This window comes from Fusobacterium sp. SYSU M8D902 (assembly GCF_040199715.1).
Classification (GTDB): domain Bacteria; phylum Fusobacteriota; class Fusobacteriia; order Fusobacteriales; family Fusobacteriaceae; genus Fusobacterium_A.
Map to the genome: position 1 here is coordinate 18,524 of NZ_JBEFNA010000024.1, position 12,866 is coordinate 31,389.

At 25.2% G+C, this 12,866-nt stretch carries 11 protein-coding genes; all 11 read right to left on the minus strand.

Going from position 1 to position 12,866, the window contains the following annotated elements:
- Positions 1-5: 5 nt before the first annotated feature.
- Positions 6-1,274, minus strand: a complete 1,269-nt coding sequence (locus tag ABNK64_RS08625) for a hypothetical protein (RefSeq protein WP_298059830.1) — start codon at positions 1,272-1,274, stop codon at positions 6-8.
- Positions 1,275-1,303: 29 nt separating this feature from the next.
- Positions 1,304-3,886, minus strand: a complete 2,583-nt coding sequence (locus ABNK64_RS08630) for an acetate and sugar kinases/Hsc70/actin family protein (RefSeq protein ID WP_294725793.1) — start codon at positions 3,884-3,886, stop codon at positions 1,304-1,306.
- Entirely contained in the window at positions 3,883-4,548 is a 666-nt protein-coding gene (locus ABNK64_RS08635; protein WP_294725795.1) for a protein kinase domain-containing protein, read from the minus strand. The genes ABNK64_RS08630 and ABNK64_RS08635 overlap by 4 nt, the downstream gene beginning before the upstream one ends.
- 27 nt (positions 4,549-4,575) lie before the next feature.
- Positions 4,576-6,849, minus strand: coding sequence for a PP2C family protein-serine/threonine phosphatase (locus tag ABNK64_RS08640; RefSeq protein ID WP_294725797.1), 2,274 nt, complete (start codon positions 6,847-6,849; stop codon positions 4,576-4,578).
- A gap of 15 nt (positions 6,850-6,864) precedes the next feature.
- Complete coding sequence (locus tag ABNK64_RS08645) at positions 6,865-7,389, minus strand: FHA domain-containing protein (RefSeq protein ID WP_294725799.1); 525 nt, start codon at positions 7,387-7,389, stop codon at positions 6,865-6,867.
- 99 nt (positions 7,390-7,488) lie between these two features.
- Positions 7,489-8,151, minus strand: a complete 663-nt coding sequence (locus tag ABNK64_RS08650) for an FHA domain-containing protein (RefSeq protein ID WP_294725801.1) — start codon at positions 8,149-8,151, stop codon at positions 7,489-7,491.
- Positions 8,148-8,603 (minus strand): J domain-containing protein, encoded by a 456-nt coding sequence (locus ABNK64_RS08655; RefSeq protein ID WP_294725803.1) that lies wholly within the window; start codon positions 8,601-8,603, stop codon positions 8,148-8,150. The genes ABNK64_RS08650 and ABNK64_RS08655 overlap by 4 nt, the downstream gene beginning before the upstream one ends.
- 7 nt (positions 8,604-8,610) lie before the next feature.
- Positions 8,611-9,384: a hypothetical protein gene (locus ABNK64_RS08660; RefSeq protein WP_294725805.1), complete on the minus strand. Its 774-nt coding sequence runs from the start codon at positions 9,382-9,384 to the stop codon at positions 8,611-8,613.
- Positions 9,385-9,486: 102 nt separating this feature from the next.
- A complete protein-coding gene (locus ABNK64_RS08665; protein ID WP_294725806.1) occupies positions 9,487-9,921 on the minus strand; it encodes a membrane-associated protease 1 in 435 nt (144 codons plus the stop codon).
- A 52-nt stretch (positions 9,922-9,973) separates the two neighbouring features.
- The gene (locus ABNK64_RS08670; protein WP_349764134.1) at positions 9,974-12,133 is read right to left on the minus strand and encodes a transcriptional regulator; all 2,160 of its coding nucleotides are present in this window, start codon (positions 12,131-12,133) and stop codon (positions 9,974-9,976) included.
- A 519-nt stretch (positions 12,134-12,652) separates the two neighbouring features.
- A partial coding sequence (locus ABNK64_RS08675; protein WP_349764135.1) for an integrase core domain-containing protein occupies positions 12,653-12,866 on the minus strand: 214 nt, incomplete at its 5' end.

Here is a 12,866-nt window from a genome sequence, read left to right on the forward strand (position 1 = left end):
CTCTTTTAGACTTTAAGGATTCCTTTGCATTCATATTCAGGAAAATATAGTTGAAAATCAGAGATAATAAAACTTAAAATATCATTAGTAAATTCATCTTGTATAATTGGTATAAATTCAAAATACATATAGGCTTTTTTCCCTTTTAATTTAAATTCATCTATAATAAAATCATTTATCTCATACAAAGATTCTGTTTTTTTCTCTTCAGAAGTGATAATAATATTTTCTAGCTTTAAATATTTTCTTACATCTTTATAACTATTTAAAATTCTATAAATTTCACCTTTATTTCTTATTCTTAAATCATTTTCCATTTTTATCTGATTTATAAAATTATTATCAATTCTATTATCAAATAATGTAAATCTTAATTTTGAATAATCTTTCATCTCTATTGGAAGTATACTCCAAAATTTCCAATTTACTGGACGAGATTCATCTGTAACAATTTTCATACTGTTATCTACTGTCTTGGCAACAGTATAAATTTTATTATCTGCATCAGGACATAGGTATACCCTTGTTACATTTTCAAAAACAACAGTATGTTCATAATGAATTTTATTAATTGTAGGTTTTATAAGTCCATCACTGCTAGCACTTTCTTCCTTTATATTCCAAATAATAATATGATCTTCTATCCAATAAGGAGCTAACTCTTCTTTATTTATAAAAACAACTTCTCCTCCTTTAAGTTCTCTTGCTAATTCTGAATTATACTCAGTAATAACTACTTTAAACATTTTTCTTATATAAGGAATATTATATGTTTTCCATTTCATAGTATTTAAACAGAAAATATCATATAATAATTTCATTCTTTTTAAATATTCTGTTTCTGTTTTTAGTTTTAATTTTAAAGTATATTCTTTGTTGTTACAAAAAACTTTTCCTATAAATTCTTTGTTTTCTAACTGAACTAGTTTTTCTAATCCTAAATTTATAAAAACTCTATTTAAAACTTTCTCTTCATTATCATCTGTTAAAATTTTTTTTAAATCATTTTCCTCCAAATCAGATTCTAATATAGGAGAATAAGTTACCTCATATAAATATAAGTCTTTCTTTGGAATCATTAAACTTGCAATATATACATTTTCATTCTTTTGAATAGTTGTATCTAAAATACTTTTTTCAAATTCATCCATTCTTTCTTTTACATTATCAATTAATTTATTTATTGTAAAAAGAGAAGTCTGCCTTAATAGATTTCTTTCATTGACTTCTAAATTTTTCAATTCATTTTCTATTACTTTTTTTAATCTTTCCATAATTTCTCCTATATTAGTAATTTTTTCAACTAATGTTTTCCATCAAAGAAACTTATTGTTGTTATATCTTCTTCAAAAGAAAAATACTGTTTTTTCCCTATAAAAGTTTGATTATTCTCTCTTTTTACTCCTGTTACATAAAATCCCCAAAAGTTTTTATCTGTATAAGCAAAAAATTTAGTTTCTCCATTATAAATTGTATCTAAATCATCTTGTTCAAAGTGATTATCAAGAAGTTCAAGAACTCTCTGCTCATCTTCCTCTTTATAAAATTCTGATTTATTTATATAAGTAAAATGTTTTTTTATCTCTTCCTCTTTATTTTTCAAATATAATGGCAATATCTCTGTTGAAGAAATCTTTTTAATTGATCCTGCACTAGCTCCTGCTTGTTCTCCTGTTCTCAAAATCTCCACTTCTTCTCCTGTATATTTTGTTCCATGAAGTGAATATGGAACTATTGGTATATCATTTTTTACTTCTACTCTAATATTTCCAATTTTACTTGAATTTAAATATCTTATTGCTCCGTCAAGACAACTTATTTTTAATTGCTGCTCATTCTCTTCCAAATTTCTTCTGAAATCTACCATTTTTCCCGGAACAAATTCTTTTAACACTTCAGCAAAAAGATTTACTTTACAAGTCTGCCCACTGAGTTTTATTAGAGAATAATTAAAAATTATTCCTGTTTCATAATATTGAGTTAAAAAACGTCTGAAAATTTCATATATATCTCCTTTAATAAGTTTTATAATTTCACTTTTATTTATTATAAGGTTAGGAAAACTGCTTATATTCCTCATAAAACCATTATCATAAATATTTAAATTCCAGCTTGAAATTACAGTTGAAGATAAGTCGCTATTCTCAAAAGAAATATTATCAAATTTTGTTCTAACTATTGTTGTTTTCCTAAAAAGTTCTTTTTTTAATTCTTCTGCTATTTCCCACATAAAAAAGAAATTATTTTTTACTTTTGAATATACATCACTAGCTCTGTTTTCAAAATCAATAAATCTTGTAGGAATTATTTTTTCAGCTTTTTCATATTCTGTTTCAATATTTTTATAAATTGATTTTACTCCATGCTCATCAACATCTCTATAAATAAGTTCTCCTATATTTGGAATAAGTTCATTAATTCCTAGTTCTTTTTTATTTTGATAGTATTGAGCTAATAAAATTTTCAAATACTGCATAATTCTATATGTAATGTTATTTCCACCAAAACTTTCCTCACTATTTTCAAAAGTTGTTTTTATATCAATATCATAGTTAATTTCCTCTGATTTTATTTTAAAAACACAGGAAGCTAAATCTGTTGTTCCTCCACCACAATCTATTATCAAAGCTTTATATTCCTCATTATCAATAAATTTATTTTTCTCTATTAAGTTTTCTATTGAGTTATACAGTACTGCAACTCCTTCATCTAAAGCATTTTCCTCAATGATATGATATTCTGGGAGAATTTCTTTAAACATATTTAAAAATTCATTTTTTAATTTTACAGGTGTTGTAATATGAATATTTTTAAATTTACATTTAAAAAGAGATTCTGCTCTATATAAAATATAATCAATATATGCCTTTACTATTCTTTTTCTTTCTATGTATCTAATATCACCATTTTCATCTACTATTCTTTCTTTTTGCTCTATTGATTTAACCCAATTTTTAATTCCATAAAAAACACTGCCTTTTAGATTATAGTTATTGTCTTTTAAAAGTTCTTCTACTTCATGTCCAAAAGCATATTTTATATTTTCTTCATTAAAACAATTTTTTATATATACAATAGTAGGAATTACATTAGAATATTTATCTAATCCCTTTGGAAATCTAACATAATTTGTTTTATCTAAATAGATATGCCCACTTAATATTTTATGTTGTGGTAAATTCTTTACATAATACTTGTCTAAATATGCACCAGCAGTTGTATTAGCAGTTCCAAAATCAATACATAAAGGTGTATCAGTTACTTCTAAATCTAAAAAATGGAAACTGTCAAGTGGTACTTGATAATAATTTAAAGACATAGGAAGTTTACTCTCTATATCAGCATAATACGAATTAAATAAGAACTTCTCATCGCTTCTTCCAAAAAATAAAAGAGAGTAATTTTGATTTTTTAAATTATCTAATCTCAATAGTTTTTCATCACTCTTGATAAAAAAGGTATTTGCTCCTCCTTTTCTATCTTTAACAAGTTGAAAAATTCCACATAAATAACTGTTTCCATTTATTAAAAATACATTATTTTCTGATATATGTTCTGGGATAGTTACTCTATATTCATCTTCTTCTGTAAGTGGCATACTTTTATAAATAACTATTTTGTGCGGTATTTTAATATTATTTGAATCATTTAATCTAAACCCAAGTTTACTATCAAATAAATCTTGCAGTCTTTCCATTCCAAATTCTTTATATGAATCAATACAATATACTTTTTCTCTGCTTCTGTATTTTAATATTATATTAATTAATTCTGTTCTATTAAGGTTTTCCTGAAATCCTTCTACAAGTTTTTCATCAACACATATTTTGTATAAGTCATAATGACTTTTTCTTTTTAACTCATCATAAATATAGTATCTTTTCATATTTTACTCCTAATTTCTGATAAAATTTCCAATATCTTATCTATACTATCAAATCTTTCAGATTTATTTTTTTTCATACCACCATGAATTATTCTGTAGTCTTTTTTGTCCTCCTCTATCATCTGATTGTACATTGAAGCCACACTATAAATATCATTTTGAGGACATCTTACAAATTCTGTATAAATCTCAGGGGCAGAATAAATTTTACTTCCTTGAATATATTCAACTTTTTCTCCTTCCAACATTGCTGATCCAAAATCTATAAGAAAAATTTTTCCATTATTATAAATGATATTTTCAGGTTTTATATCACAATGAATAACTTTAATTCTATGAAGCTCTTGAACTATTTGAGAGAGCTGGATTAAAATATCCAGCTTCTCTTTATAGCTCAAATTATTCTTAATTTCTTTTAAGTTTTTACCCTTTATATAAGTCATACACAAGAAAATATCTCCACTATCTATATATTTAGGAATAAAATTAAAGTTTAAAAGTTTTAAAATCTCTTTTTCGATTTGAAATTGCTTTATGACTTTTTGGTATTTCTCCTTATCTTTAAGATATTCAGCATTTATTATTTTTACTACAACTTTCTCTTGTATACTATTTTCAACTAAATAAGTTGTAAAAACATTACCTTTTCTTAAAAGTTCCATATCTAATCCTTTTTGAATTTTTTTATTTTAAATAAAAGGTATCCAGTTGGATTTTTTCTTTGCTTGTTTATATTTAGCTTCTGTTTCTTTTATTAAAATATCATAATTTTCCTTTTCAAAATATTTATTACCTTCTAAAGACTTATATTTTTCAAGAACTTCTTGATAAATTTTTTTAGCTTCTTTATATTTTTCATCTTTAAATAAATCATCTGCTTTTTTCTCATCTTTATTAATATTTAAATATTCTTTTAAAGTTTCTATTCTTCCCTGTAAATATTCCTGTTGTATTTTATTATTAGTATTTACAGACACAGAATATGCCTCACTGTACTTTTCATAAGCTAGTTGATATTTTTTGTTGCTAAATAGCAAATCACCTTCTTCTTGAATACTGTCAGTAAGTTTTTGATTATCTTTAAGTTGAACAGAAATATCCTGAGATTTCTTTATAATAGATAAAGCTCTTTCATATTCTCCACTTTCAGCATATGCCTTAGCTTCATTTAAATAGGCTTTATTTTCTTTTATCAAAGTATCTCTAAGTTCATCAAGATTTAAAATTCTGCCCTCTATTTCCAATCTTCTTGCTTCATCTTTAAGCTCTGCATAAACTCCTTTTGCCATTTCAAGATATACGATTGCACCATTTATATCAGAACTTTCCAATTCATAAGCTTTCTTTTCATACATTAAAGCTCTGTCATATTTTCTATCTCTTGATTTTGCCAATCTTTCAGCTTTTTCTGTTACTTCTGCCAATAAATCAATCTTATTAAACTTTAAAAATACTAGTTTTGCTTCAAGATAATTCCTAATAGCTCCTTCAATATCATCAAATTCTAAAAGAGCATCTCCCTCCAATTTCATTTCATAAGCTACTCCAAGACCTTTAGCAGCTACTATAGAATCATCTACTTTTTTAGAAATTTCATCTATTTTCTTATATTTTAAATCTTTTAATTGTGGTATTTTTCCTTTTACTTCTTTATATTTTTCTTCAGCAGGTATAAAATCATTTGCATTATAAAGTTTATCTGCTTCATTTATATCTGATAAAATCTCTTGTAAAACTCCAAGTTGTTCTATTTTTTTATCTACCAATAAAATCTGTCTTCCTAAATTAATATTAGTAATTTTAGGAGAAAATATTGTTCTGTATACTATATTTCCTTCTTTTGGACTTATTTCTAAAGCTGTATATTCATTTTTACTTTTTTCAAAAGATTCTAAAGCTTCTTCAAAATCTTCATTTTCTACATATTTAAGCCCTTCATTTTCATATTGATATGCTCTTTCATAAGTTATATCTCTCTCTTTTTTCAATGAATATCCCTTATAAAGAAAAAATCCAATTCCTATTATTACCAAAGAGATTATCAAATATTTTATGTAATTTATTTTTCTTTTCTTTTTACCTGTAGGAGACACTTGATTTATAAAAACTCCTGCCAAAGTATAATTAGGAATATTATTATCAGAATTATCCTTAATTTTATTTTCCAATGCTCCTATCCATACTCCTACTTTATCTGTTTTAGAAAGTTCTACTTCAATTTCACTTTCGCCTATATTCTCCCATGCTCCATGAGACAAAAGCAAAATTCTGTCTCCATCATATAGTTGTATTCTCTTAGAAATATATGGTTTTATTCCATCAATTTCTCCTATTGCCTGTGTTAATTTATTTCTTTGACTATGAAATCTAATTTCTTTATAATCAAGCTGATTTGCTTCATATAACATATAAGCAATAGAGTGATCTACTGTTTTTTCATAAACAATGTCATCTCTCAAAAGATAAAGTCTTGCATTTCCTACATTTCCACATATTATTGAAGTATAGTCTGTTATAAATACAACTAAAGAGGTACTCATACCTCTTTTTTCTCTGCTTCTTCCTCTTAAATCTTCAACCTTATTATGAGCTTTCATTATGATTTTTTTTAAAAAATATGGAGAAAGTTTTGGTTTCTCCATAAATGAAGAAATTACTTCTTCTACAGCTATTTTACTTGCTTCTTCCCCGCCTTTTTCTTCATCATATCCATCTGCCAATACCCAAATAGCAAAATCAGGCAGTTCTATATATGCAAAATAATCACAGTTGATAGGCTGTTTTCCTATTCTTGATACAAAAGAAGTAATAAATTTACTTTCAGCCTTTCTTCCAGTTTCTTGTAATTCATTTTCTTTCTTTTCTTCTGTAGCAGGAATTAAATTTTTAGCCTTTTTTATATCATTTCCTGCTCTTTTTACTCCTGATTTTAATTTATTAGCTTCATTCAATATATTATTCATAGTTATTCACCTATATTATTTATCTATTTTCCAGTCAAATTCATCTCCACATAATGCTACAAATACAAATTTTGATGTTCCCATCTCAATTACATCAAAAGAATTTAATTTTAAAGGTGCATATACAGCTTCGTTCTGCACATATACAATCCCTGTTCCTTCTCCCGGAGTTATAACAAATTCTCTATTTTTGGGATTATAAGCAATAATTGCATGATTTTTTCTTGAAATTGAATTATCTCCTTCTATACATACATCCATTTCAGGTGTTCTTCCTATAAAATTCTTTTCTGTCTTTAATTTATAATCTTTTCCTTTGTCATATCCATCTATACATACAAGCCATCCAACAACTGGTTCTACTGCAATCTCATTTGCCCAATATGATTGAGTTGCTTCATCTTCAATTTCAACTTTATCCATTGCTACAACTTCTTCTCTAACTTCTGCCTGTTCTAGTCTTTCACTATTACAATATGGACACTCCTTATATACAGCACTATTATATATATGTCCGTTTTCACATCTTTCTAATTTCATTTTTATCCTCCATTATTTATAAAATTTTATTTTAATATAAAGTTATTGCTCTTAATTTTATTTATTCTTATATTATTAAAAAATTTAACTTGTTATAAATTATTTTAATAATATGGCTGTCGTTGCAATATAAATTATATCTCCACTTTGTACCTTAACAGGAGCATTTCCTACCTTTATTTTTCTATTGTCTGCATATCTTTTCAGTCCTGTTCCATTTCTTGAGCCTAAATCTTCTAAATACCACCCATTATCCGTTCTATTTAATATGGCATGGTTTTTACTTATTAACGAAGAATATGCTGTTGTTGTTAAATCTATGTCTACTCTCATTCTCGTTGTTTTGCCTATTAACAATGAATTTGCTTTTCCTACTGCCCAAGTTCTAATATCATATCCACTTTCATTTTTTAAAATTAAATGAGTAATGTTATTTTTTCTAATTTCTGTTTTATCTTCAATACTTTTTATAATTTTTGAATCTCTTACAGCCTGCGATCTCTCATATAATTCTAAATCTCTTCTTAGTTTCCAATTACAATAAAATAAATTTATTATCAAAAGCAACATTAAAAATGCTGAAATTAATATCAATATATGCTTAGAAAAATTATAATAATATGCAATGAAAAAACAAAATATTATTACTACTATCCAAAGTATATAATTTTCTTTTTTTTCTTTAGTTTCATGTTTCAAAAGCTCTTTTCTTTGATATTTTCTTATCTCTCTTTTTAATTTTAGCTCTTTAATAAGTCTCATTTTTTCTTCCTCCCTTGAAAAAAGAATGCTTCAAACATATCATTTGTTTTTTCTTTTAATTTAGTATCTGCTTTATTTTTATTTTTTTCAGGGTCAAAATAATTTCCAAAAATATCTCCCTTAGTAAATTTTTCAAAAATCTCTTGAAAACTTTCAGTTTTTCCAGCATATTTATTCTCTGTTGACTTTTTACTATTTTTTCCTCCATTTTTTAAATTTTTTCTTTCAGCCATAAATTGTTTATCATATTCTTTTCTTTTTTCATCATCACTTAAAATAGAATACGCATTATTTATTTGTGTAAATTTCTCTTCAGCTTTTTGTTTCTCTATATTAGAAGCAGTAGCAAATTTATCAGGATGAAATTTTTTGGCACATTCTCTATACCTCTTTTTTATTTCTTCTTTTGTTGCAGTATTACTTACTCCTAGTATCTCATATAGATTTTCCATAAAATCACTACTCCACTATCATCTTATTTTTTGTTATTATTCTGTTACTTTTTATTTTTTTATTATCTTTTAAATTTAAATATATTTGAGTTAAATACTTATATAAATCTTTATTTGTACTTTTTGAACTATCTATATCTAATTTTTTTAAAATATATAAATCTAATGCTTCTCTTGAAAAATTACCACTTAATATATTTATACAAATACTATCATCTATTGCCTCGGTTTCTTTTTTTTCTAAAACCTTTTTTGCAAATATTTTCATTATTTTATTACCAATAATAATTCCTGATATTGTACTTTGAGGTTTATTTATTTCCGAAACTATATTATATTCTTTCTCTATTCCAAAAAATTCTTCAATATTTCTAACTTCTGCTCCTTCTCTTCGCTTTATTCTTGCTAATTCTAATTTATTTTTATCATCAGCTTCTTTCAAATCCAGTTCTATTTCAAAAGCATATTCATAATATTTTTCCAAATCTACAAGTTTTCTAGGAAAAAAATTTATTTTCAGTATATAATCTCCATCTTCTAAAGGAATTTCTCTGCTTATTTCATCATTAACTCTATAATAAAAATTATTAAATTTAATTACTCCCGGTGTTATAATTAATCTGTTTTTATCTGAATATATTTCTAATCCTGAAATAATTCCATTAGGATAATTAAAATATTTTAATGAAAAAAACTCATATGGGGTATTTCTTATATTTTCCAAAAGCTGGCTGTCTAATATTTCCCCTCTTTTAAAATACGGAACTCTATTTTTTATCATCCTTTTCCCCCTAATTTTATTAAACTCTTTATGATTAAGACAAAATATTTCTCTTAATTATAAAGAGTTGGAGAGATATTCTCTCTCCAACCTTTAAAAACACTAATTTTCAGATGCATATCCTCCTTCAAGAGTAACATCTGTTGTTTTTTCTTTCTTTTGTTTGAAAATTGCTTTAAATACTCCTATTCCACCTTTATCAGTATAATCTTCTGTATAATCAACTATAAAAGCATTAGGTAAATGAATACTTCTAACCATTATATCTCCTGATATTACTTCAAGAGTTAAATCTCTATAAGCATCTGCTTTTTCTGATGAAACTAAAGACCATTTAGCTAATTTTCTAGTATCATCTTCTGTTTCTCCTTGAACTGGTGTAATAATTTTTCCTGTTACAGTAATAATTACTCCAATATCAGTAGCACGTGCATCAGAATCATCAGGTGTATCTGACTTATAACCAGCTTCTAAAATATTTTCCATTCCTAGTAATATTTCTTCTGTTTCTCCTTTAATTTTTAATCTAAATCCCATGTGAACTACCTCCTTAATATATTTTTTGATAGCTTTTAAGGCTATCTTTTATCTAATTTTTTGTAATTTCAAGAGTTAAATTTTTAACATTTCCATTAAATACTATATCTAAAAGACAGTTATTTCCTTCTATTTGCATTGATAATCCATCACCAACTTGAAGTATTGCGTTTACATTTCCTTTTTCTTTCTCTTTTTCCCATTTATTTTTTTGGCTGTTTGGATTTGTGCTGAAAAATTCTTTAATTTTATCCTCTTTGAAATCTGTAGTCATATATCTTAAAATTCTTTCAATATATGTTGTAGTCAAAGTTTTATATAAAGGTTCAAATATTCCATCTTCATTTGTTGCTAAAGTTCTAGCTTTATAAACTATTATATTATTTATCATTTGTCCTTCATGTTGAATATTGTCTGAAGAAAATACAAATCCAAAATTATTTCTATTAATGCTATCTTTTGTAGCTATTGTATATCCTGTAATCTCTTTTGCCATAGTTGTAGTAATTAATAAAGCATTATCTTTATCCTCAAGATTAACTCTTATTCCCGGTTCTTTAGGATCAACCTTTTTAAATCTCTTTCTTAAATATTCTGGACATTGATATGCAGCTGTTATTCCTGCTGCAATATATGCTCCTTCAACATATACTCCTTCTATCCAGAATTTAATCAATTCATTTTTATCAAACTCAGGTAAATTTGATTCTTCTATTTTTAGTTTATAATCAAGGATTACTGCTGACTTTTCTTTAGGTACTACTGTGAAATTTGGGATTACAGGCACTAAATATTCACTAATTCCTTTTTTATATTGTAAATTTTTTGTCTTATCAATATATTTATTTATTCCAACTGTTGCAAGATTATTAAATGTAGTTTCTTCTGAAGCTACCATACTGAAAAAAGTCAAAATTTTGTATTTTGATAAAACAGACATAAGTAATCCTAAGTTTTCTATTGTATTGTAATTTGTTTTTTCTACTTTGTTTGTTCCTTTAAATCTCTGTCTTATATTTTTATTATTTGTTTGTTCATCAAGATTTATACTTGGAACTATTGCAAACCAAACTGTATTTTCAAAATCATTTTTTTGATTAACAGTATTTAAATATAATTCTAATGCTTGTTTATTCTCACCTTTTAATAACATTTCAAGTTTTATATTAGTTATTAAAAGAGAAGGCTTCATTCCTGCTAAATCTTTATCATATTGCTCAAAGAATAATTTTACTCCTAATATTTTTTCCATTAATGGCTTTATAGTTTTAACAAAATCTTCCTGTGCTTCTTTATAAAAAGTTAGATATTGATTATAATTTTTTATTTCTTGTTGTACATCTATATCATCAATAGTTGCTGGAAGAGGAACAAAAGTTCTAACAACAAGATTTTTTATATAATCATTAGGTTCTTCATTTATAGCATCATAATCTTCTTCAAAACATTGAGCTAATACCTCAGTATTTTTATTTGTTGTGATAGCTAAAGCTCTGCTTTCTTCTTTAGGCTTTTCAATTATTTTAAGTTCCCCTTTTTCACTCATAGTAAGCATTCCTATTTTTATTTCTTCAGATTTTCTACTTGAATCACCATTTCCTATCATGATTCTAGTTTTAATATCCTCAATAGCCAATGGAAGCATACCAAGTATATTATTATAATTGGCACTTGCTTTGTCGATAAGATTGTTTAATTTATCTCCATACTCTAATTTTGTTGGATCCTCATCTTCTAAAGATTCATGTTTATCAAAAGTATATGCTATTTCCTTTCTAAGTTGCTTAATGTCGTCCATGACTTTTTTAGGCGAAATATAATTTAGGATTTCTTTAAAATCAAAATCCACATTCTTACTTCCATTTATTCTCTTACTTTCCAAAAGAGTTGAAAACATTTTAAAGAATGTATTATCGAGAGTTATTGGTATTTCTGTTATTGCCTCTTCAGATATTTCTTGTGGTTTATTTAAGCTATATGCAATTTTCTGACTTGCTGCATTAAAATAACTATAAACTTTAGGCTGGAACTTTTCAATAAATTCAGGAAAACTTTTTACTAACAAATGTTGATGTATCTCTCTAATTTTCTCATCGCCTAAACTAGTAACATTGTTTCCACTCCCTACTAATGTCAACAAATCCATTTTTTCAGGATTAAATTCTTCAAAAAGTATAGTTCTGTTTGTTTGCTCAAATATATTTTTTCCCATCTTTTCCTCCTTAAAATGCTCATTGCTTTTATGTAATAATTTTTTTAAACCTTTTATTTTTCTAATTTTTTACTGTTAATTCACTTCTTTAAATAATCTTTTTAGAATGATTTAATCTTACCTTACTTTTATTTTAAACTTATTATAATTCCATATTTTTTACTAGTCAAGTATTTTTTTAGTTATAAAGTACTTTTTTTTGCTTATAATTACATTTTTAAAAGTTATAGTGCTTTTTTGAAACACTTTTATTGTATTTTTAATTAAAAATTGTATTTTTACTAAAAATACTATAATATTAAATATATGATTAATTTTATAAATTTATCATCAAAATTTAATTTAAATTTGAAAAACTATTATACAAATATTTGAATCTGTTAACTTGAAATGAAAAAAAGGGAACAGATATGGAAATTGGTAATTAAATAATTTGTCTAAATTCATTTTTCTAAAAAATTGTAGCACAAAAAAACATAGTTGTCTATGTTTTTAAAAAAGTACTTTTTGTTTTAATTTTTAGTATAATAGTAAGTTCTTTCTTTGGTGTTCTGTATATTCTACTCCTGCGACTCTTGCTGGAGTTTCATTTCTTAAACTTGTATGGGGTAGAATATAATTGTAAAAAAAGAAAAAACCTTGTAGTAAAGATTCTACTATCTCTTTTCTTTTAAATCCATGCGACGTTTTGTAGAAATGTTTAAACCTTTTGAAAAAGCTTTCTATCAAATTA